Origin of the sequence: Paenibacillus nanchangensis (assembly GCF_046543445.1) — a bacterium.
GTDB lineage: Bacteria > Bacillota > Bacilli > Paenibacillales > Paenibacillaceae > Paenibacillus_AQ > Paenibacillus_AQ nanchangensis.
This window is the reverse complement of record NZ_JBHOFD010000042.1, coordinates 31681-53902: the sequence shown is the minus strand read 5'-3', so window position 1 is coordinate 53902 and position 22222 is coordinate 31681. Positions and strand designations below refer to the sequence as shown.

16 protein-coding genes are annotated in these 22222 nt (G+C 58.0%); 5 read left to right on the top strand and 11 right to left on the bottom strand.

The window, feature by feature from the left end:
- Window positions 1-421: 421 nt before the first annotated feature.
- From sufB to ACE6ED_RS25620, 8 genes are all read right to left on the bottom strand, one after another.
- The gene (sufB, locus tag ACE6ED_RS25655; protein ID WP_410830293.1) at window positions 422-1819 is read right to left on the bottom strand and encodes a Fe-S cluster assembly protein SufB; all 1398 of its coding nucleotides are present in this window, start codon (window positions 1817-1819) and stop codon (window positions 422-424) included.
- A gap of 58 nt (window positions 1820-1877) precedes the next feature.
- Entirely contained in the window at window positions 1878-2306 is a 429-nt protein-coding gene (gene sufU / locus ACE6ED_RS25650) for a Fe-S cluster assembly sulfur transfer protein SufU (protein ID WP_410830292.1), read from the bottom strand.
- A complete protein-coding gene (locus ACE6ED_RS25645; protein WP_410830291.1) occupies window positions 2293-3516 on the bottom strand; it encodes a cysteine desulfurase in 1224 nt (407 codons plus the stop codon). Before ACE6ED_RS25645 ends, sufU begins: the two co-directional genes overlap by 14 nt.
- On the bottom strand, window positions 3513-4817 hold the full coding sequence (gene sufD / locus ACE6ED_RS25640) for a Fe-S cluster assembly protein SufD (protein ID WP_410830290.1): 1305 nt from the start codon (window positions 4815-4817) through the stop codon (window positions 3513-3515). The genes ACE6ED_RS25645 and sufD overlap by 4 nt, the downstream gene beginning before the upstream one ends.
- A 24-nt stretch (window positions 4818-4841) precedes the next feature.
- Window positions 4842-5624 (bottom strand): Fe-S cluster assembly ATPase SufC, encoded by a 783-nt coding sequence (gene sufC, locus ACE6ED_RS25635; RefSeq protein WP_410830289.1) that lies wholly within the window; start codon window positions 5622-5624, stop codon window positions 4842-4844.
- 228 nt (window positions 5625-5852) lie between these two features.
- Complete coding sequence (locus ACE6ED_RS25630) at window positions 5853-6425, bottom strand: DUF1802 family protein (protein ID WP_410830288.1); 573 nt, start codon at window positions 6423-6425, stop codon at window positions 5853-5855.
- A 153-nt stretch (window positions 6426-6578) separates the two neighbouring features.
- Window positions 6579-7040 (bottom strand): Dps family protein, encoded by a 462-nt coding sequence (locus tag ACE6ED_RS25625; protein WP_410830287.1) that lies wholly within the window; start codon window positions 7038-7040, stop codon window positions 6579-6581.
- Window positions 7041-7623: 583 nt separating this feature from the next.
- The gene (locus tag ACE6ED_RS25620; RefSeq protein WP_410830286.1) at window positions 7624-7926 is read right to left on the bottom strand and encodes a YunC family protein; all 303 of its coding nucleotides are present in this window, start codon (window positions 7924-7926) and stop codon (window positions 7624-7626) included.
- A gap of 206 nt (window positions 7927-8132) precedes the next feature.
- Here ACE6ED_RS25620 and ACE6ED_RS25615 point away from each other — a divergent pair, with 206 nt between their 5' ends.
- Window positions 8133-8663 (top strand): hypothetical protein, encoded by a 531-nt coding sequence (locus tag ACE6ED_RS25615; protein WP_410830285.1) that lies wholly within the window; start codon window positions 8133-8135, stop codon window positions 8661-8663.
- 106 nt (window positions 8664-8769) lie between these two features.
- Here the strand turns inward: ACE6ED_RS25615 and ACE6ED_RS25610 are convergent, their stop codons facing one another.
- Window positions 8770-9159, bottom strand: coding sequence for a DUF423 domain-containing protein (locus ACE6ED_RS25610; RefSeq protein WP_410830284.1), 390 nt, complete (start codon window positions 9157-9159; stop codon window positions 8770-8772).
- Window positions 9160-9390: 231 nt separating this feature from the next.
- On the opposite strand from ACE6ED_RS25610, the gene ACE6ED_RS25605 reads away from it, so the two are divergent.
- A complete protein-coding gene (locus ACE6ED_RS25605) occupies window positions 9391-9795 on the top strand; it encodes a hypothetical protein (RefSeq protein ID WP_410830283.1) in 405 nt (134 codons plus the stop codon).
- Window positions 9796-9918: 123 nt separating this feature from the next.
- Here the strand turns inward: ACE6ED_RS25605 and ACE6ED_RS25600 are convergent, their stop codons facing one another.
- Both ACE6ED_RS25600 and ACE6ED_RS25595 read right to left on the bottom strand, forming a co-directional pair.
- Window positions 9919-10842, bottom strand: coding sequence for a hypothetical protein (locus ACE6ED_RS25600; protein ID WP_410830282.1), 924 nt, complete (start codon window positions 10840-10842; stop codon window positions 9919-9921).
- Window positions 10843-11017: 175 nt separating this feature from the next.
- Entirely contained in the window at window positions 11018-12610 is a 1593-nt protein-coding gene (locus ACE6ED_RS25595) for an amidohydrolase (RefSeq protein WP_410830281.1), read from the bottom strand.
- Between the two features lie 219 nt (window positions 12611-12829).
- Here ACE6ED_RS25595 and ACE6ED_RS25590 point away from each other — a divergent pair, with 219 nt between their 5' ends.
- The 3 genes from ACE6ED_RS25590 (at window position 12830) to ACE6ED_RS25580 (ending at window position 21965) form a co-directional block, all read left to right on the top strand.
- Window positions 12830-13447: a class I SAM-dependent methyltransferase gene (locus ACE6ED_RS25590; RefSeq protein ID WP_410830280.1), complete on the top strand. Its 618-nt coding sequence runs from the start codon at window positions 12830-12832 to the stop codon at window positions 13445-13447.
- A 110-nt stretch (window positions 13448-13557) separates the two neighbouring features.
- A complete protein-coding gene (locus tag ACE6ED_RS25585; RefSeq protein WP_410830279.1) occupies window positions 13558-20289 on the top strand; it encodes a DUF7507 domain-containing protein in 6732 nt (2243 codons plus the stop codon).
- Window positions 20286-21965 (top strand): COG1361 family protein, encoded by a 1680-nt coding sequence (locus ACE6ED_RS25580; protein WP_410830278.1) that lies wholly within the window; start codon window positions 20286-20288, stop codon window positions 21963-21965. Before ACE6ED_RS25585 ends, ACE6ED_RS25580 begins: the two co-directional genes overlap by 4 nt.
- Window positions 21966-22222: the final 257 nt, after the last annotated feature.

The following is a 22222-nucleotide window of genomic DNA, read 5'->3' as shown; positions in this document are numbered from 1 at the left end:
CCCGTGTTTTGGCAAAGTGACGGACTCAGAAGCACCTATTTACGCGGAGAAGCCATAGTTTGTGTGTTTTCGGTACGAATAACGGAACTGGAGTCCGCCAAGGCATACCAAAGTCCAAGAATTTCAGAAATAACGTCCGCTGAGTCCGTGAAGACCTCCGTATCGGGTTCTGTGGTAATCCGCTGCGGGTGTGTCACAGGGGAGGATTCGTTCGGCGGAGTTTGTTGTGTGTTACAGAAAATCAGCCGCCTGGTAACCGGGCGGCTGATTTTCTTCGAGCGATACGTCAAATAGCATCAAAAGTAACGGACAAAAAACGTACAAGCTGTCTTCGTACCTCCATGCGTCAGATCGCTTGGACACAAAAAAACCGGGGACAGCCGCCTAAGCGGCCATCCCCGGACTATACCCGTCGTATTTGTTAACCGATCGAGCCTTCCATTTCGAATTTAATCAAACGGTTCATCTCCACCGCGTATTCCATCGGCAGTTCTTTGGTGAACGGTTCGATGAAGCCCATAACGATCATCTGCGTCGCTTCAGCTTCCGACAGGCCGCGGCTCATCAGGTAGAAGAGCTGGTCTTCGGATACCTTGGAGACCGTTGCTTCGTGCTCCAGCGTGATGTTGTCGTTCATGATTTCGTTATACGGAATCGTATCCGAAGTCGACTGGTTGTCGAGAATCAGCGTGTCGCATTTGATGTTCGATTTAGCGCCTTCCGCCTGACGGCCGAAGGAGGCCAGACCGCGGTACGTTACTTTGCCTCCGTGTTTACTGATCGATTTCGACACGATGGTCGACGTTGTGTCAGGCGCAAGGTGAATCATCTTCGCTCCCGCGTCCTGATGCTGGCCTTTGCCGGCAACCGCGATCGACAGGACGGAGCCTTTGGCGCCGCGGCCTTTCAGGACAACCGCCGGATATTTCATCGTCAGCTTGGAGCCGATGTTGCCGTCGACCCATTCCATCGTGGCGTTTTCTTCCGCCACCGCACGCTTCGTCACCAGGTTGTAGATGTTCGGCGCCCAGTTCTGGATCGTCGTATAGCGGACGCGGGCATTTTTCTTACAGATAATTTCCACAACCGCGCTATGCAGAGAGTTCGTGCTGTAAATCGGAGCCGTACAGCCTTCGACGTAGTGCACAAAGCTGTCTTCGTCGGCGATAATCAGTGTACGTTCGAACTGACCCATATTTTCGGAGTTAATCCGGAAATAAGCCTGCAGCGGCACTTCGCATTTTACGCCCTTCGGCACATAAATAAAGCTGCCGCCGGACCATACCGCACTGTTCAGCGCAGCAAATTTATTGTCGGCCGGCGGGATCACCGTACCGAAATATTCTTTCAAAATTTCCGGATGCTCGCGCAGCGCCGTATCGGTATCCATGAAAATGACGCCTTGATCTTCAAGGTCCTTTTGCATGCTGTGGTATACGACCTCGGACTCATATTGTGCCGATACGCCGGCGAGGAACTTCTGTTCCGCTTCCGGGATCCCCAGCTTGTCGAACGTTTCCTTGATTTCGGAAGGCACTTCCTCCCAAGTTTTGCCCTGCTTCTCAGAGGGACGGACGTAGTACTGGATATCGTTAAAATCCAGGTCGTCCAGATCGCCGCCCCAGCGCGGCATCGGCATTTTGTTGAACTGCTCGAGCGATTTCAGCCGGAAGTTCAGCATCCATTCCGGTTCGTTTTTAATCTTGGAGATTTCCTTGACAATTTCCGGAGTCAGACCTTTTCCCGTTTGGAATACCGCCTTGTGTTCGTCCCGAAAACCATACTTGTACTCTTCCATTTCAGGCGCTTTTTTAGCCATGGTATGTCATCCTCCTTTACTTGACGGAGCGGTAAGGCCGCTCCATCCCTTACGCGTGCTAGCCGCGTTCTTCCGTATCGACGCCTTTGCGCAGCGCGTTCCAGGCGAGTGTAGCACATTTGATCCGTGCCGGGAACTTATTTACGCCAGAAAGAGCTTCAATGTCTTCATATTCGTCAAACGTCACGTCTTCGCCTTTCATCAGGCCGGAAAAGCGGTTCGCCAGCTCCAGCGCCTGCTCGACAGTTTTGCCTTTGACCGCATCCGTCATCATCGACGCCGACGACATGCTGATCGAGCAGCCTTCGCCGGTATAGCGGGCGTCGCGGACAATGCCGTCTTCCACCTTCAGCTGCAGCGTTATGCGGTCGCCGCATGTCGGGTTGTTGAGCTCCACCTTCATCGCGTCGTCGTCAAACGCGCCGCGGTTCCGGGGGTTTTTGTAGTGATCCATAATTACGCGTCTATATAAATCATCCAATTGCATCGGCGAAATACTCCTTTGTGCGGATTAGCGCGCCGACGAGCCGGTCAACATCTTCTTCGGTATTGTAGAGATAAAAGCTCGCCCGTGCGGTGGAGCTGACCTCCAGCCAGCGCATCAGCGGCTGGCAGCAGTGATGCCCCGCCCGGATGGCCACGCCTTCGGCGTCAAGAACGGTTGCGACGTCGTGCGGATGCACGTCGCCCAGATTGAAGGTCACAAGCCCGACCTCCCGGTTCCGGGGGCCGTAGATGGTGAGCCCTTCAATCTCCGCCAGCCGCTGCTCGGCATAAGCGGCCAGCTGGCTTTCATGCCGGTGGATATTCTCCATGCCGATCTCCTGCAGAAAATCAATCGCCGCGCCTAAGCCTACGGCTCCTGCGATAATCGGTGTGCCGCCCTCGAATTTCCAGGGCAGCTCTTTCCATGTCGACTCGTACAGGCCGACATCGTCGATCATCTCGCCGCCGAACTCGACCGGCTCCATTGCCTCAAGCAGCTGCCGTTTGCCGTACAGAGCACCGATGCCGGTCGGCGCGCACATTTTGTGGCCGGAGAGCGCATAAAAATCACAGTCCAGATCCTGCACATCGACAGGCATGTGCGGCGTGCTCTGTGCGCCGTCGACCACAATGACGGCACCGTGCCGGTGGGCAATCTCCGCCAGCCCCTTCACAGGGTGGGAGACGCCCATCACGTTCGATACATAAGCGATCGCCACGATTTTCGTCCGGCTGGTGATCGTCTTCTCGGCGTCTTCCAGCGTAACCGTACCGTCTTTTTGCAGCGGAATATATTTCAGCACAGCACCTTTCTCTTTGGCAAGCTGCTGCCAAGGAATCAGGTTGCTGTGATGCTCCATCTGGGTCAAGACGATTTCGTCCCCTTCGCCCACATTCGCCCGTCCGTAGGAGGAAGCAACCAGATTCAGCGCCGTTGTCGTACCCCGGGTAAAAATAATCTCCTTCGTACTGCGGGCGTTAATGAAACGGGCCACCTTCTCCCGCGCGCCTTCGTAGGCATCGGTCGCCCGGCTGCCCAGTGTATGCACGCCGCGGTGAACGTTGGCGTTATCCCATTCGTAATACGATTTGACCGCGTCGATGACGCGCCGCGGCTTCTGGGAAGTCGCCGCATTGTCCAGATAGACGAGCGGATGTCCGTTCACCTCTTGGTGAAGGATCGGGAATTGCTCCCGGATCGCGCTGTTCATTGGCCTAACTTCCTTTCCACCAGCGACTGAAGCTGGGCGCGCAGTCCTTCCAGCGGAATCTGGGAGACGACCGGTGCCAGGAAGCCGTAAATGATCAAAGACTCCGCTTCGCGGCGGCTAATCCCGCGCGACATCAGGTAGTAGATCTGCTCCTGATTCACCTGGCCGACCGACGCGGCATGGCCTGCCGTTACATCGTCTTCGTCAATCAGCAGAATCGGGTTGGCGTCGCCGCGCGCTTTCGGGCTCAGCATCAGCACACGCTCCGTCTGCTGGCCGTCCGCTTTGGTGGCGCCTTTTTCGATTTTCGTAATTCCGTTGATAATCGCCGTCGCCTGCTCGCGCATTACCGCGCGGGTGATCATGTCGCTTGGCGTGTTTTTGCCAAAATGCTGCGCTTGGGTCGTGTAATTCAGCTTCTGCGAGCCGGAGCCCACCGCGATGACTTTGGCGTCCGAATGGGCGCCATTGCCCTTCAGCAGCGACTTCGTATCGCTCGCCGTATCGCCGCCGTTCATTTCGCCGACGATCCACTCGATCGAGCCGTCATTGTCCACCACCGCACGGCGGTAGGTCACATCCGTCATATCCGTTCCGAATTGGTGAACCGTGGCGAAACGCACTTTGGCGCCAGCGCCGACAAACACTTCCACCGCGCCGTTATGCAGGCCCGGCTCCGCTTTATCGGATACATAGTTGTCCACATAAGTTACCGCGCTGTTCGTGTCAGCCACGATCAGAATGTGCGGAACAAACGCCGCTTCCGCGTCGTCGCTCAGCAGCACCGCTTGCAGCGGCACGGAAATTTCGACGTTCTTCGGCACGTACAGGAACACGCCGCCGTTCCACAGCGCCGCATGCAGCGCCGCCAGCCGGTGTTCATCCGGCTTCACCGCCTGATGCAGGTAACGCTGAACCAGGTCGCCATGCTCGCGGACCGCAGTCTGCAGGTCGGTAAAAATCACGCCCTGCTCTGCAAGCTCCGGAGACAACCGGGCGAATACCGCGCCGGAGTTGCGCTGGATGACCAGGCTTCCGCTTTCCTCTTGCCCCTGAATCAGGGCGGCCAGCGATTCCGGAGCTTCGTTTAACGAGCTCCAGCGCTCCGCCGTTTTGTTTGTTCCATACGAATCGATGTTCCAGCGGTCGATCCGGGTTTTCTCCAGCTTCGGCAGTTCCAGGCCGGCTGCCAGCTCCAGCGCCCGGAGGCGGCCGTCCGTCAGCCAGGCAGGCTCTTCGCCGCCGCGCGACCAGTTCTCAAGCGCCTGTGCGTCCACCGGAAGAGTTGTTTGCGTCGTCATCTTGAATCTCCTCCTTCCGGTCTCTTAAGCTTCCTGGCCAACGGTTTCGTCTTCGATGCCCAGTTCTTCCTTGATCCACTCGTAGCCTTCCGCTTCCAGACGCTCTGCAAGCTCCGGTCCGCCCGATTTGACGATCCGGCCCTGCATCATAACATGGACATAATCCGGTTTGATGTAGTTGAGCAGCCGCTGGTAGTGCGTGATCACGAGGAAGCCGCGGTCTTCGCTGCGCATGGAGTTGACGCCGGCGGCGACAATTTTCAGCGCATCGATGTCGAGACCGGAGTCGATTTCGTCAAGGACGACAATCTTCGGATCCAGCATCATCATTTGGAGAATTTCGTTCCGTTTCTTCTCCCCGCCGGAGAAACCTTCGTTCAGATAGCGGTGCAGGAACTCGGGATTCATCTCCAGTTCCTTCATCTTTGCTTCCATCAGGCGGATAAAACGTATCAGGGAGATTTCGCTGCCTTCTTCGCGGCGGGCGTTGATCGCGCTGCGCAGGAAGTCGGAATTGGTAACGCCAGCGATTTCGCTCGGGTACTGCATCGCCAGGAACAGGCCGGCACGGGCGCGTTCGTCAACGGCCATTTCCAGCAGATCTTCGCCGTCAAGGGTAGCCGACCCTTCGGTTACTTCATATTTCGGGTGTCCCATCAGCGCGGAAGCCAGCGTACTTTTCCCGGTTCCGTTTGGACCCATGATTGCGTGGATTTCGCCGCCTTTCATGCTAAGGTTGATCCCTTTCAGAATTTCCTTGCCTTCAATCGTGGCTTTCAGTCCCTCAATGACAAATTCTGCTGCCATAATTTACTATTCCCTCCATTGATGAATTTGCGAAAACAGAAAGTGGTTATTGTTAACAGGCCTAAGCTTGTTACCTGCTTCTTACGCAATACACATTATTAAAGTGTGTATCAAATTATAATTATTATAAAATAACACACACTGATTATCAATGATTCTCAATCATTTTATTATAATCCCAGGGGTATTACAAAGTTTATTTTCAGTTTTCAAGGACAGCCTTATGCCTTAGCGGCCAAGCCTTTCGCGGATTTCCATGCATTTCCGCTCAAATTCGCCATCATCCAGCACAGGCCGCAATTCCCCCGCTGGAGGCGGCGGCACAAGCTCTACCCACGACCGGCAGCCTCTGTATTCATCCGTCATCTCCAGATTGCAGGGCACTTCCATAGCGTACACCCTCAGCAGCAAAACATGCAGCGGTTCCTTCGCTTTCCAGCGCAGCCGCTCCTCCGCAAACGAGGCGGTCCACATATGGTAAGGAAACAGCTCCGCAAGCTCGGCCTGGTCCTTAACCTCCAGGTCCTCTGCTGCAAACGCGCATGCCTTCAGCTGTACTTGTCCGGATTCCGGCTTGTACTGCGCCATTGAGCGGCCGTAGTACGGACGATAGGCCTCTTTTACCAGTTCGGCGCGCTGATGTTCATAGGTCGGAAGCAGATAAAAAGACGGGCTTCGCAGCTCAAACCTTCGTGTCTCCTCCGCGATTCCGCCTTTGCGCAGCAGCATAATCTGGGAACCGTCCAGCAGTGCCTCTACCGCCAGCGCCCATTCCTTCAGCGCGACCGGTTGAATGTTCATGGCCCTCTACTCCCCTCTCCCGGCGAAATGCCTGTATTCTTGGTTAAATTATAGCTTCTGCCGCAGATCTCTACAAATTCCGGCTTTTCTCTCCCTACAAAAAAGCAAGCGCGGCCCCAAAGCGGGACCGCGCTGTTAAAGGAAAAATTTGATTTAACCAAGGAACGAACGCAGCATCCATTGATGCTTCTCCATGTCGCCCCGGATTTTGATCAGAAGGTCGGCCGTCGGCTGGTCGGAGCCTTCTTCCGCCATTTCGATACCTTCGGTCAGCTCCTCCGACAACGTGGCGATGTCTTCGATCAGCGTCTGCACCATTTGACGCGGATCTTCCGTGCCGGAAGCTTCCTGGATGGTGGCAAGCTCCAGATATTCTTTCATCGTTGCGGCCGGCGCACCCTTGATGGTGAGCAGACGCTCGGCAATCTCGTCCATTTTCAGGGTAACGTCGTCATACAGTTCTTCAAATTTCACATGCAGCGTAAAAAACTGCTCGCCTTTGACGTACCAGTGGTAGTTATGCAGCTTCACGTACAGTACGTTGAAGTTGGCCACCTGCCGGTTGAGCAGTTGGTCGAGCGAGGTTGTTTTCGTTTTGTTCGTTGCTTTTGCCATGATTGAAATCCCCTTCCCTGTTATAATTGTGGCCGGCACCCTTGTCCGTTATCCGGCCCTGCCCGGCGTCTAATGTCCATTTACCCTTCGGCTTCCCGGCCGAAACAAACCGGACGGAAAGCGGGGCGTTTCCAGCGCTGCGCAGATTACGCGCAAACTGCGGCACCGCAAGCCAAAACGCTCCCCGGGAATCGATGCAAAAAGCATGATGATAGCATAGACGTCAAGAGCACTTCTTATCCTTTTACTCTACTCCTAATCGCTTCAGGAAACAACTGTGTTGAACAGGCATAAGCAGTGCTGTACGCTGTATGCTAAGCACTGTGGCACAAAAATGACGTGCGAAGTTAGATGCGAGTTTTTGGCGGTAACGTGGAGCAGCGTTATGTATGGCTTTATGTATCGCTTTATGTATCGCTTTATGTATCGCTTTATGTACGGCTTTATGTATGGCTTTATGTATGGCTTTATGTATGGCTTTATGTACGGCGGCTTTATGTAAATCATTGCCCGCAGTCCTGTGGGCACAGGATGCGGGCGTGACTCGCCTGCTGTAAAATACCATCCGGCCAAACAGCCCGGCTTACAGCATTCTGAGCAGCGCTTCCCGGCCGGGCATTCCCGGAACGATGCCAAGGCGCCGCGCCTCGTCCGTTACGGATTCCAGCGGAGCGTCGACGAGCTCCTGCAGAGTGCGGACGCCTACCGCTCTGCCTGCAATAATCCGCCGGTCCGCCAGCCGTTCATTCAGCAAACCAACATCCAGTGCGCCGCACATGATATAACCCCGCGCGGTGTTGACCGTCAGCAGCGTGGTCAGCGGCAGCTTAACTTCCACGCCAACCAGCAGGTGTCCCCCGATTTCCATCGGTTCCATCGTTACCACGTGCTTGCCGCACCTCCTTTTTTTATACTCCGCGATAGTATATGCCCCGGGACGCTCCGCTGTGTAGACGAATGGACGTTAACGCCGGGGACTCCGCAAACCAGAGATACAAATTCGTGGAATCGGCTATAGGATTATTTAAGATTTAATGTTATAGTTTAATATTATTTACGAATGATTTTCGACAAGGAAAAGCTGGGGGATTAATGGACAAAAAACTTCAAAGCGCAGAGGGCCACTTTCTCTTCAACGTAGACATACTCATCGATGCCCGCACGAATCCGCTTGCCCTGCAGTACCTGCTGGAACTGTTGAATTCGGGAGACAAGGTGACCGATTTCAAGATTAACTCCGGTCAAGAGCTCGGCAAGAAGATCGCAGCACTTCTGGGAACCGCCCCGTCAGTACCGGCGCAGAACACAGCGTCCGCTCCAGCACCGGCACAAGCCGCGTCCCAGACAGCGCCGAAGAACCAGGCGGCTTCCCAAGCTAACGCCGCTCCGAAGCCGGAGGCACCGGCACCCGCGGCGGCCGTTTCCGACGCTTACGGATGGATCCGCCAATACATCAAGAGCAACAAGCTGGTCCGGCTGCGGGCAAACCGTCAAGGCAAACAGGTTTCTCTTCCGTGCCGGATTCTGAATTTTGACGATGCGACCAAAACAATCAGCGTTTATCATGTGGACGAGAAGCAGGTTTATTCGTTCAAGCTGAATGAGATTGATGAGTTTCAATAGAAATAGAAGAGTGATGCGCGTACCGCTGACAAAAGCGGGTTCGGCTGGAGCCTCTGCCCCTGCCGAACCCGCTTTTTGGCGTATAAGTACCGTGTCTGATACCGGTTTATCTGCCGTCCTTCTCCTTCCAGGAAGCGGCCTCGAATACAAGGCACAGCCAGCCGGCGATAAAGCATACGCCGCCGAGCGGCGTAATGGCCCCAAGCACGCTGATGTCCGTAACAGCCAGCACGTACAGACTGCCCGAGAACAGCAGGGTGCCGGCGGCAAGCAGCCGGCCTGACCAGAGCAGCCGCCGGCTGTCTCCGTGAGAACCCGCAGCCAGAGCTATAACCATCAGCCCAAGCGCGTGCATCATATGATATTGGACGCCAGTCTCATACACCGCCATCCGGTCGGTTCCAATGACGGGCTCAAGCAAATGAGCGCCAAACGCTCCGATCGCCACGGCCAGCATCGCCAATACCGCTCCCCACAGCATAAATGTGCGTCGCATCCCTCTAACAGCTCCTTTTATGTTCTGTGAACTCTTCTCATTTTAACGCAACCCGAGCCGGATAAGCCAGCGGGACGGGACGGTTCACGTAGAATGGGCAGCTGCTTCTCCAAGCCCAGGCTTGCAATTAGGCGGCTTTTGTGAAAAAGTGGGAGTATCGGGCAGTCCGTTCACCTTCTTACGAACCTTCCGCCTTCGCTTTCATCATCACAGCATCAAAGGAGCGTATTTATGCACAAAGATCATCCAACCGAACAACAATATTCGCAAACGGGCTACGAAGACCCGCTCCTGCGCAAGCATTCGGGACCCGGTGTCGCCTCTTTTGTTATCGCCCTGGCCGCTCTGCTCGGCTACATCGCCACGTTCGCCATTTTCAGCAATGCGACAGGAACAATTTTTGACGCGGACGGATATTTGACCGACGAGTCCGGGCAGTACATCAAGACGCTGGGACTGATGATGATGGGACTTTCCGCGCTGAATGTCATTGGCGTTGTCATCGGCATCATTGGTCTTGCCCTGAAGAACCGGCGCAAGATTTTAGCCGTCATCGGCACCCTGATTAACGGCGTCATCATTCTTACCTTCATGGTTTTTGTGTCCATTTTTCTCGCGAATGCTGGAGCTGCTTAAAGACAGCCGCTCCAGCCCGGAGAGACCGGCACCGTGCCGTCAAAAAAGCCGTACCTGCCGTGGCAGGCAAGGGACTGTTCCCTCCTTCCACGATACAGGTACGGCTTTTTGAATTTTTACGGTTTACCGGTTTACAACCGAACCAAGCGAAGCCAGCACATGCGGGTAAAACCCTTCCGCCGGCTCCCCTTGTGGAATGTTTAACCGGAAGACATAACCCTGCCCGTCGAATTCTTTAACGATATATTCACGGACCAGGGAATCATTTTTGGCGGTCATATAAAGCGAAGCGCCCGTTAACGCTTCCGGAATCTCCGCCTTCTTCCGTTCAACCGGCTCGCCTGTCTTGGCCAGCTCATCCTTGGCTTCCTGGAACAGGATATCCCGGCTGTAATCGGAAGGAAGCTTCGTGATTTCGGCGTAATAGTTATCGTCTGCTTTTAAGGTCAGCTTGCCGGAAGCGGAGTCGAAGCCAAACAAATCAAACGCGTAAAGTGCATATCCATCGCCCTCTACAAGCCGGGCGGTCTTCTCTTCCTCCTGGCCTTCGAGCGTCACCTTCAGCAGTTTGCTCTCCGGCAGTGTTCCGACACCCGGCGCACCGGTCGGCGCAGGCGCTCCGCCTTCGCCCGCCCGCGACAGCTTCGTCAGCACAAGCTCCTTCAGCGTAGCGTCGCCCTCTATCGGTTCCTCCACGTATTCAAACACCACAGCATCATTTTCATTCAGCGTATCCGGCACGTTCACCGTCTGTTCATTCAGCTGGAAGGCCGTAGCCCCCTCATCCGTCTCAATTTCAACCGAGTGGGGGTCGATCTGGCCCACATAGGTGCCCGTCCCCTGAAGCACGCGCGGAGAAGCTGTTTCGGCTGGCGAAGCGGTGGGCGCCGAAGTCCCGGTGCCGGCGGAAGCCGCCGGTGACGGCGATGCAGCAGGAGATGCCGCCGGGGATGGAGCGGCTGACTGCGGCTTTTCCCCGCTGCAGGCGGCAAGAGCAAGCATCAGCACCGCCGCGGAAGCCGCGGCAATCATTCGTTTATTGTTCATATTAGACCGCCTCCTCTTGTTGGAACTTCATCGACTATTGATCGGCCATGGGCCAGAAAGCGGCCCCAAGGCAAGCGAGGCTGGCGTCCGGGCAATAACGCAATGCCCGCCGCTGCCGGGCCTCTTACCCTTTTAACGAGACAGGTATCCGTTTGGTTGCAGCTTTCTCGCTCGTTTAGAACGCCGAATAAGCAATTTCTCCGTTAACAACGGTCATGCAAGCTTTAACGCGAAGCAGCGCTTCGGGTTCACTCCAGATGTCCCGGTCCAGCACGGTAAAATCGGCGCGCATGCCGGGGCGGATCTCACCGCGCTCTCCTTCTTCCCCGGCAGCCTGCGCGCTGCCCGCGGTAAACAGGCGGACCGCTTCGCGGACCGTCAGCTTCTCCTCCGGCAAATAGCCGGCATGCGTCTCGCCAGGCTTGCGGCGCGTGACGGCCGCATGGATGCCGAGAAACGGGTTCAGCGGTTCGATTGGAGCGTCGCTGCCGCCGGCGCATCGGATGCCTTTAGCCAGCAGCTTTTTCCAGGCATAAAGATACGCCGTCCGTCCGGGACCGACCCGGTCCAGCACCCAAGGAAAATCGCTTGCGACAAAGCGGGGCTGAATATCAGCCACCAGCGGAAGTTTTGCCATCCTTGAGGCCAACTGCCCGTCCAATACCTGCGCGTGGATAAAACGGTCGGGCAGAACCGAGTCCGCCGGCAGCGGCACCCTTTCCATTGCGCGTAAGGTCAGGTCCGCCGCACCGTCCCCGATGGCGTGAACCGCAACCGGATAACCGAGCTGTCTTGCTCTCGCGAAAATTTCGGCCAGGCTGTCCCCGGAATGAATCGCCATTCCTCTCGTCTCCGGCGCATCGCTGTAAGGCTCGTTCAAAAAGGCGGTGCGTCCGCCAATCGCCCCGTCGGCAAACAGCTTCACCGCTCCGGCGCGAAGCCATTCATCCCCGCTTCCGGCTTTCAGCCCCAGCTCTTGGACTTCGGGCAAAAAGGTGTAAAACAGCAGCTGGTGCGTCCGGAACAGCACGCCTTCTTCGCGCAGCTCGCGGTGGATGCGCAGCATGGTCTCCACACTGCCGAGCAGGCGCAAATCCTCGGTATGGGCCGCAGTCAGCCCAAGCGACAAGGCGTCGAGGCAGGCGCGTTTCATGGCTGCCTTGAGCGACGCATAATCCGGCGGCGGCTGCACGGCGTCGAACAGCCGGCCGGCCTCCTCATAAATCCAGCCGTTCAGCGCCCCCGAAGCGTCGCGGCCAAACGCGCCGGAGTCCGGATCAGGGGAACCCGCCGAAATCCCTGCTCTGCGGAAAGCCTCCGAATTGCCCAGGTAAGCGTGAAAGCAGGTCCGGGTCAAATAGACAGGATGCCGGCCGGTTACAGCATCCAGTTCGGACAGCGTTGGCGCTTCGGGTACGTCAAACTCGTTTTCATTCCAGTTCAGCCCGAGAATCCACTCGCCGGGCGGGGTAATCGCAGCCCGTTCGGACAGCATGCGGAGCATTTCGTGTTTGGACCGGGTGCCCGTAAAATCCAGCATGTCCAGCTTCATTCCATGCATACCCAAATGCAGATGGGAATCGGCCAGGCCGGGCAGGACCGCCGCTCCCGCCCAATCGACCGTGCGGTAATCCTGTCCCGACAACTGAAGCTTCAGCTCAGCGGTACTGCCCAGCGTCCTGATTATGCCGTTTTCCGTATACACGGCGTCCGCGCCCCCGAACTCAGGCCCCGGCAGCCTTCCATTAATAAACAGTGTTCCTTCCACACCGCTCAGTCCTTCCCGTTATTGATCATAAGCATGTTATCCATGGCGTCTATTATATCAGGGTTTTTCTTGTTGAAAGCATGCAAGGAATTTCGCACTGGCCGGTGGGCAGGAGCCGGAAGCAGGCGGTGTTTTAGCCTAATACAATATCAAAAGCCCTTTCGTCCGCCCAAACGCGGACAGCCAATGCGAATTTTACCTGTCTGGAGATGATCAGCGATGCGTCTCGATCTCGGCTGCGGCAGCCGTAAAAACCCGGGTTACTACGGCTTGGACCGGCTGCCCTGCGACGGAGTGGATCAAGTGTGCGATCTGAACGATGGCCTGCCGTTTCCCGACAACTCGGCGGACGGGATCATGGCAAGCCGGGTGCTGCCTTATGTCGATAACCTGGCGGAGGTCTTGTCGGAGATCTACCGGGTCTGCACACATGGAGCGATTGTCTGCATTTTGGCTCCTTATGCCCATCATTTCGCCCATATGTCCAATCCGTGCTTCAAACATAAGTTTGACGAATATACCCCGCGTTATCTTACGCGCAGCTTCACTCAGCCCCCCGACGGTCCGGCCGTCCCCGAGCTGCGCGAGTACCCTCCTCCTCCCCCGCCTTATGATTTCCGGCTGCTAAGGATGGAGCTGCTCTGCTGCGCCCCGTTTGCTCCCCCTTTTTTTGAACTGGAAGAAGTGGAGGTGCTGAAGCAGCTGCAGGCGAATGTTGTTTATGAAGTGCTCTATCATTTCATCGCGGTAAAACGCCCGGTTTCCGCGGCCGAGCTGGAGCGGGCCGCGCACGGCGAGCTGCCGGAGCCGGTTTCGCTTGTCCGCGGTGTTTTTTAGATCCCCTGGTTCAAGAACCGGGAATCCCCGGCATAGGCTATGATAACGGACTGTTTCCGCCGCCGCTTTGCGGTTCATTGGCGGCGGTTGTATATGGCTTTTTAAAGGGGGTGAATCGGATTTCACTCGTTGTCCGCTCCGCTTTGAACGCCACGGGAGCCATAACCTTTACAGGTAACACGCTTGGTCTCAGCCGTTCCGACACGGCAGGCGTCCCCGGCACCCAGGACAGTATCGGCGCTTTTATTACCGCCAACTCCGCCTCTGTTTTCGGCAGCTATCCCGCCGGGACCACAAGCCAGTTTCAGAGCAACAGCTCCGCAGCGAATCTGAACCTGCCCTCCGGGAGCACGGTGGTATACGCCGAACTGATTTGGGGCGGCTCTTACATCAACGGTAACGTAAACCTGTCCGCAAGCATAAACAACCCGGTCTCCTTTACACTCCCGGCCGGCGGCACGTTCAGCGTATCCCCGGATCCTGCGACAAGCGCAACCGTCAACCTTGGAAACGGGGCTTCCGCGTATGTCCGTTCCGCCAATGTCACCTCTCTCGTTCAGCAGGGGGGCGCGGGACGGTATGTAACCGGCGGTGTAGTCGGCACCCTGGTGATTCAAGGCGACTCGACGGCCAACCATGCAGGCTGGACGCTTGGTGTCATCTATTCGAACCCGGCGCTGCCCTTCCGAAACATGTCCCTTCGCGTGGGTGCGGTGCTTGTCCAGAGCACATCGGCTGGAGTAACGACCTCGATTACCGGGTTTGCTACGCCAGTATCGGGGTTGATCGGCGGCAGGGCGTTATTCAGCGCACAGGAAGGCGATGCGAACCGCTCGGGAGACCAGGCTCTGTTCGGCCCGACTTCCTCCCAACTGGGCGCTTTGTCGGGACCCAACAACTTTGCGAATAATTTTTTTGCATCCCAAATTAATAATGACGCCGGCCAGCTCGATACAACCGGCACCTTCGGCAACCGCAACCAGATGAACGGCAGTCCCGGAACCAACATCTCGGGCGGACGCCAGGGATGGGATATTACGAACGTCGATGTCTCCTCCCGGCTCGTCAACAATCAGACTTCGGCGGTGCTGACGCTCACCACATCGGGCGATGCCTACGTTGTCAATGCCAACGCCATCCAGATCGACATTAACGCTCCACGGATCAATGTGGTCAAAACAGCCAGCGCCGCAGGCGCCATTGTCGGCGATGTAATCAGCTATACGCTAGCCATCAGCAATACGGGCACCGCGGGCGCACTCAGCGCCGTCGTGTCGGATCTTCCCGTAGGCTCCGTGTTTGTTCCCGGCAGCGTCACGGTGGCCGGAGTAAGCCGGCCTTCCGCAGACATTACGGCAGGCATCTCGCTCGGAACCCAAACGCCAGATTCCTCTATCATAGTCACTTATCAGACCCGGGTGGCCGCTGTACCCAGTCCGCAGACGGCAAGCAACACGGCCAATCTGTCCTTTACCTTTCAGTCACTGGCCGGCGGACCGGTCATTCCCGCAGTAATTCCGTCCAACACGGTTAGCCTGCCCGTCTATTCACCCCAGCTCGCCATTGCCAAAAGCGCGGACCGCAGCGCGGTGACGGTTGGCGATACCGTAACCTATACACTGCTTGTAACAAACGGCGGCAACATATCGGCAAACGTCACGGTTACGGATAATATTCCGGCAGGCAGCACCCTGGTGCCCGGCAGCGTAACCGTAAACGGCACGCCTTCAGCCGGCAGTCCGGTCACCGGCATTGCCGCCGGCACGGTGCCCGCCGGAGGAACCTCCACTGTCCGGTTTCAGACGGTGGTAAATTCCCTGCCTGCTCCGCCGCAGCTTACCGACCAGGCGGCCGCCGCTTTTACGTTCATGACGCCGGACGGCCGGACAGTTCCGGGGAGCGCCGTATCGAACCCGCTAACGCTGCCCGTCTCCCTGCCGAACGTCACTGTACAAAAAACAGCCGGGTCCCTGGAAGCGGCAGTTGGAGATGTCTTCACTTATACATCAGTTGTATCCAATAGCGGCGGATCGGCGCTCTCCAACGTGATTCTGTCTGATCCGCTGCCGAATGGCGCCGTTTTTGTGCCCGGCAGTGTAACGGTTGGCGGAAGTCCGCGGTCTCAGGATCAGCCTGATACGGGAATTACCGTCGGTACGCTGGCTCCGGGCGTTACCGCCTCCGTGCAGTTTCAAGTCCGGGTAATCTCGCTGCCGGCCTCGGCCAATCTGGTCAACCGCGCTTCCGTCTCTTATTCGTCGGGGGCCTTGACAGGATCGGCGCTGTCCAATACAGCCGCTACCGCGGTTTATCAGGCACTTGTAGACGTGGTCAAAAGCGCCGGCACGCCAGAGGCTGCGGTAGGTGCAGCGGTGGTGTATACGCTGACTGTCCGGAACACTGGAAACCGCAGCGCCCAGACTGTGCTCACCGACACGATTCCCGGCGGAACAGCATTTACGGCTGGCAGTGTTACCGTAAACGGTACTCCCCGGCCGTCGGACTCTCCCGTATCCGGCATCAATCTTGGGGCAATCGAGCCAGGGGGCGTCCGCACCGTAACATTTCAGGTCACGGTACAGAGCTTGCCCAGCCCGGCTATCCTCAACAATCGGGGCCGTGCAGCCTACTCTTACTCGCTCCCGTCGGGGCGCGTTATCCAAGGAACCGCGGACTCCAATCTCGTCTCTCTGCCGGTTTCGGCACCCAATATCAGCCTTGGCAAAAGCGCCAGTGTGCAGACAGCCGGTCTCGGCGAAACGCTGACATACACGATCACCCTGAGCAACACGGGGAACGCGCCGGCCGCAAACACCTTGCTGTCGGACCCCGTACCGGCCGGAGCCGAGTTTGTGCCCGGCAGCGTCACGGTAAACGGGACCCCGCGTCCCGATGCGAATCCTCTCGCCGGAATCGCTCTCGGAACCGTTCCGGCCGGCAGCACCTACACCATCGCCTTTGCTGTCCGCACCATATCGCTCCCGCCGGAAGGCGAGCTTCGCAACCGCGCGGCGGTGTCTTATACCGCCGGCACATTAACGGGGTCATCATTCTCGAACACCGTGTCAACCCCCATGTTCGCACCGCTGATCGAGCTGGTCAAGACGGCCAGCGTGCAGACGGCGTCCGTTGGAAATACGTTTACCTACACGGTCAACATCCGGAATACCGGTAACATTGCCGCTCTGCTGAACCTGACCGACCTGCTTCCTCCTGAAGCCGTATTTGCCGTCAACAGCGTGCAGATTGGCGGCGTTCCGGTACCCGGCTACCAGCCGGACACCGGGATTCCGGTTGGTCCCCTGGCCGGAGGAGACGCCGTCGACGTCAGCTTTGTCGTTCAGGTCTCCAGCCTGCCGCCATCCCAGCAGCTGGTTAATCAGGCGAAAGCAACTTACCGGTATACCCTGCCGGATGGCCGTGAACTCACCGGCAGCGCAGGTTCCGGTGCCTTGACCGTTCCCGTGTCTGCTCCAAATGCAGCCTTGGTCAAGACCGTAAGCCCAAGTACTGCGGTAAACGGGGATACGCTCAGGTTTAGTCTTACGGTCACCAATACAGGAACCGCTCCTGTTTCCAATGTCGTCGTCAGTGATCCCTTGTTTCCCGGTTTGTCTCTTGTCTCCGGCAGCGTTACGGTGAACGGCGAATCCCGCCCGGCCGCCTCCCCGACTGCCGGCATTCCGATCGGCAGCCTGGCCCCCGGGGCTTCCGCCGCCGTTACATTTGAGGTGATAATCGCTATGCCGATCCCATCGCAGATCAGCAACCAGGCATCCGTCAGCTTCACATCAGGCACGTTTACCGGATCTTCCGCTTCCAACGTTACCGTTACACCGGTAACGCAGCCGCAAATTTCGGTGGTTAAACGCGCCAGCACCGCCGTTGCCACGCTTGGCGATACGATCGTTTACACGTTCACCATCGCCAATTCCGGCAATCTCGAAGCCAGCGTCGGCCTGCTGGATACGGTGCCTGCCGGGACGGCGTTTGTCCCGAACAGCATTATCGTAAACGGCGCGTCCCGGCCCGGCATTACGCCCGGCACCGGCATTCCGATCGGCATCGTTGCGCCGGGCGCAGCCGTAACCGCCAGCTTCTCCGTTGTTGTTGAATCAATCCCCTCGCCCCAGTTCGCAAGCAACCAGGCGACGGCCAACTATACCTACAGCCCGCCGGACGGACGGCTGCTGAGCGGGACGGTGCTGTCCAATACCGTGACCATTCCCATCTCTGCACCGAATATCACAGTCGCCAAAAGCACCGTTGCCACGGCCGCCGCTGTCGGGGAAACGGTCACTTTTAACGTCAATGTAACCAACAACGGCATCGGTGCCGTAACCGGAGCAGTGCTGAGCGATCCGCTGCCGCCAGGCTCTTCCTTTGTCCCAAACAGCGTGACGATCAACGGGGTTTCCTCACCGTCCCTTCAGCCTTCCAGCGGTATTCCGCTTGGCACGCTGCCGCCGAACAGCACTGTTCTGGTTGCGTATACGGTTCGCGTCGACTCCATTCCCGCAAGCGGACGGTTGACCAATACGGCAGCGGTCAGCTTTAGCGCCGGGGCATTCTCCGGGACCTCGCTGTCCAATACCGTGAATGTGCCTGTTTTTCAGCCGATTGTTTCGGCATCAAAAAGGGCGGATACCTCCGCGGCCACCGTTGGCGATACGATCGTCTATACGCTGACCTTCTCGAACAGCGGGAACTTTCCGGCGCAGCTGAACGTAACCGATACACTGCCGGCGGGCACGTCCTTTGTGCCGAACAGCGTGCTGCTGAACGGCTTTCCGCTGCCTCAGGCCAATCCGGCGACCGGCATTCCGGCCGGCACACTGGCCCCCGGGGCGGTAACGTCCGTCGTTTTTTCCGTGCTCGTCGAATCACTGCCTTCGCCGCAGACGTTGACCAACCAGGGAACCGGCGCCTTCAGCTTTACGCTGCCCGACGGGCGGACGCTCGGCGGAACGGCGCTTACCAACACGGTCAGCATCCCTGTATCCGCCCCCAACGTAAGCGTATCGAAGACTTCCTCGGCATCCGCTGCGGCTCCGGGCGACGTGATTACCTATACGGCGTCTGTGACCAACAGCGGAATTGCCGCCATCACCAGCGCCGTCTTCACCGATCCGCTGCCTTCGGGCTCCACCTTTGTCTCCGGCAGCGTCACCGTTGACGGAGAGTCCCGGACGGAGGCCAACCCGGCGACAGGCGTCCCGCTTGGAACCATTCCGCCGGGGGATACGGTAACGGTCAGCTTTAATGTCAGCGTGACGGGAGTTCCAGCTTCCGGACAGCTCACCAACCAGTCGTCCGTAAGCTTTACCTCCGGCGCTTTTTCGGGCAGCGCTTTTTCAAATACGGTCAGAACGCCGGTCTTTCAGCCCGTCATTACCGGCGTCAAAACCGCCGGAACACAACATGCGACAGAGGGAGACACGCTTTCGTTCACCGTCACCGTAAAGAACAGCGGCAATATCGCGGCGCTGGTTAGCGTAACCGATCCGATTCCGGCCGGGACATCGCTGGTGCCGAACAGCGTCCTGCTGAATGGTCTGCCGGTGCCGGGCGCCAATCCGTCCGCGGGCGTCTTTCTTGGCACGCTTGCTCCTTCGGCAAGTGCGGAGCTGACCTTCTCGGTCGTCATTGAGTCGCTGCCGCCGGGGCAGCTCATTTCCAACCAGGCATCCATTTCTTTCAGCTTCACACTGCCCGGCGGCCGGACCGTTACCGGTTCCACCGTCTCCAATACGGCAACCGTTCAGGTTTCCGCGCCGGATGTTACTTTGGTGAAAACCGCTTCGATTGCCAGCGCCGTAGTGGGAGACTCGGTCAACTACACCGTTACGGTGACGAATAACGGTATTGCGCCGGTCGATAATGTTGTGTTTAGCGACCCGCTGCCCGCATTAGCCGCTTTTGTTCCCGGCAGCGTGTCCGTAAACGGCAGCCCGCTGTCCGGCGCGAACCCCGAAACCGGGTTTACGGTCGGCACAATCGCACCGGGCAGCACGGCTACCATAAAGTTTAGCGTGATCGTTACCGGACTCCCGGATCCCGCTTCTCTCAGCAACCGGGCATCGGTTAGCTTCACTTCGGGCGCCTTTTCGGCTGTGTCCTATTCCAACACGCTTGTTACGCCGGTGTTCCAGCCGATTATTACGCTCCGGAAGCTGGCGGATACAGCTAACGTAACCGTCGGTAATACCGTCAACTACACAGTTACGGTCGCCAACTCCGGGAATCTTCCGGCCGTGGTAACGGTTTTTGATCCACCGCCTACCGGCGCATCATTTGTTGAGAACAGCGTGCTGGTGAATGGAGTGCCGCAGCCGGGGGCTGACCCGTCGGCCGGCATTTTAATCGGTACCGTCCAGCCGGGCCAGACCCAGACGGTCGCCATTACGCTAATAGCGGCAGTCGAGTCCCTGCCAACTCCCCAGCAGCTGGTGAACCAGGCATCCGCCACCTTTACCTTTACGCCGCCGGACGGCAGACAACTTACCGGTTCGGCAGTATCCAATGTCGTCACCATTCCGGTCTCCTCGCCGGATGTATCCGTGGTCAAGAGCACAACGGCGGTTGACGCGGTAGTCGGCGATATTATTACGTACCGGAATGTCGTGACAAATAACGGCATTGATCCGGTCACGGGCGTGGTACTGGTCGATCCGATTCCGGCGGGCAGCGAATTCATTTCCGGCAGCGTCGTTGTGGATGACGTTCCAAGACAGTCGGCTTCGCCGGCGGCGGGTATTCCGATTGGCACGCTGGCACCCGGCGCTTCCTCGGTCGTCACCTTCCAGGTTCGGGTGGTCGAAACGCCCCCCTCGGCGACATGAGTGAGGGAGAACGCTACTCTCCCGCGTTGACCAACCGCTCGCTCATCCGGTTTACGCGGGGAAACGGTTCGGATGGAATCGCCTTTTCCAATGAGGTGCGAACGCCCGTCGAAGGGGGCAGCTTTGACCTCCAGAAGTCCGTCAGTCCGGCGGCGGCGGGTCTGGGAGACGCGATCACGTACACGCTGACCCTTACGAACCAAGGATATACGTACGCCGAAGCCGTTCTGTATGACGATCTACCGGAAGGCACCGCCTTCGTCGCCAATAGCGTCCTGGCTGCCGGCGTTCCGCTGGCGGGAGCTTCGCCGGTTACAGGCATTCCGGCAGGAACCGTTGCGCCAGGGACCGCAGTAACCGTGTCGTTTCAGCTCGTGGTGACCGGCCTTGGGCAGCGGACGGAGCTGGCCAACCAGGCCTGGGCCACTCTCCGTTACGAAACGGAAGGCGGCCGCGAGGTGGTGCAGCGCGTTGAATCGAATGTGGCTAATGTTGGGCTGCGTACCCGCCGGCTGGACGCAGATCTCACCGCTGCTACCTCCTCCACCTTCGTCGGTGATGCCGTAACCTTCCGGCTGGTGCTGCGCAACGGCGGCAACGAACCTTTGACCGGCATAACCGTCCGGTTTACGGCGTCGGCGGGCGCAGCCTTCCTGCCCGGCAGCGTCATCATTGGCGGGGTATACAGCCCTGCCGCCGATCCTTGGGCGGGCATCGGGCTGCCGCAGCTGGCTCCGGGCGGAACAGTCACCCTGTCTTTTCAGGTTCGTGTAACGGAGCTGCCGCCGGACCGCAGGCTGAATGTCTACGCTGAAATCGCCTACCGTTCGGCCGGATCATCCACGCTGATTGCTAACGCGGAAGCAAGCGTCACGATTATTCAGCCGGGCATTTCCATCCAGCAAAATACAGGGCCTTGCGCAGCCCCGCCGGGCAGCAGTCTCCTCTGCGAATATATCGTTGTCAACCAGGGAACTTACGCAGCCGAATGTGTGTTGACCTGCGAGCTGCCGCCGGAAATTCTGTTCGAGTGGGACAGCGCAGCCTGTGACGGCATACCGCTGCCCGGCGCGCATCCGCAGGACGGTATCCCGCTTGGTATCATCCCGGCGGGCGCTTCTGTCCGGGTCACCTTCTCGGTGCGCCTGCCCCGGCTTGAACCGATGCCCGGCAACGCCTTTTGCATAGAGGCTGCGGTCCGGTATACCTTTGTTCTTGCCGACGGCCGTTCCGTCAGCATGACGGCCGGTTCCAGTCCTCTGTGCGTAACCATAGCCGGACCTGAACTTACGGTGCGGCTGAACCTGTCGCCCTCCATTACTGAAAGAGGCGGCAGAGTTGCCGTTTCCGTCACCGTCCGCAGCGGCGGGAATGTCCCGGCGCGGGTCGTGTTAAGCGGATTAATTCCCGAAGGAACCCGGCTGGACCCCGGTTCACTGACCGCGGAAGGGAACGCTGTACCGGATATTCCGGCAGGCGGCGTCCTGGAGCCCGGAACGATCCAGGCGGGGCGGGAACTGCATGCCGGATACCGGCTGATTGCCGGCGATGAGGCCTACGGGGTTATCCGCTGGCGTGTGCTGGCCATCGCCAGCTACAGCGTAGGCGGAACCCTGTTTACTGAAGACATCCGCTCAAACCGGGCCGTTTTGACCATCGAAGAAGCGGACGAATAAGCGCGGATGCCTGTGGAAAGGCGATTTTGCCGGACCCAAGCAGATCGAATCCGCTCCATATGCCGGACGGTGCAGACCGAATCCGCTCCATATGCCGGCTCCGCAGACTAAATTGGCTCCCTGCGCCGGGCAGCGCATCCCGTATGGTTAACCAGCCGGGTGATACCGGCCAGTTCCATTTTTTGAACTGGATCAGTCGGAGAATCAAACAGCGCATTCCGCCAAAGAGCCCGAACATTTTTTGCCGCATCGCGAAT

Coding starts and splice junctions, on each gene's coding strand:
- sufB (WP_410830293.1), bottom strand. CDS start 1,819: ATGGCTAAAAAAGCGCCTGAAATGGAAGAGTACAAGTATGGTTTTCGG.
- sufU (WP_410830292.1), bottom strand. CDS start 2,306: ATGCAATTGGATGATTTATATAGACGCGTAATTATGGATCACTACAAA.
- ACE6ED_RS25645 (WP_410830291.1), bottom strand. CDS start 3,516: ATGAACAGCGCGATCCGGGAGCAATTCCCGATCCTTCACCAAGAGGTG.
- sufD (WP_410830290.1), bottom strand. CDS start 4,817: ATGACGACGCAAACAACTCTTCCGGTGGACGCACAGGCGCTTGAGAAC.
- sufC (WP_410830289.1), bottom strand. CDS start 5,624: ATGGCAGCAGAATTTGTCATTGAGGGACTGAAAGCCACGATTGAAGGC.
- ACE6ED_RS25630 (WP_410830288.1), bottom strand. CDS start 6,425: ATGAACATTCAACCGGTCGCGCTGAAGGAATGGGCGCTGGCGGTAGAG.
- ACE6ED_RS25625 (WP_410830287.1), bottom strand. CDS start 7,040: ATGGCAAAAGCAACGAACAAAACGAAAACAACCTCGCTCGACCAACTG.
- ACE6ED_RS25615 (WP_410830285.1), top strand. CDS start 8,133: ATGGACAAAAAACTTCAAAGCGCAGAGGGCCACTTTCTCTTCAACGTA.
- ACE6ED_RS25610 (WP_410830284.1), bottom strand. CDS start 9,159: ATGCGACGCACATTTATGCTGTGGGGAGCGGTATTGGCGATGCTGGCC.
- ACE6ED_RS25605 (WP_410830283.1), top strand. CDS start 9,391: ATGCACAAAGATCATCCAACCGAACAACAATATTCGCAAACGGGCTAC.
- ACE6ED_RS25600 (WP_410830282.1), bottom strand. CDS start 10,842: ATGAACAATAAACGAATGATTGCCGCGGCTTCCGCGGCGGTGCTGATG.
- ACE6ED_RS25590 (WP_410830280.1), top strand. CDS start 12,830: ATGCGTCTCGATCTCGGCTGCGGCAGCCGTAAAAACCCGGGTTACTAC.
- ACE6ED_RS25580 (WP_410830278.1), top strand. CDS start 20,286: ATGAGTGAGGGAGAACGCTACTCTCCCGCGTTGACCAACCGCTCGCTC.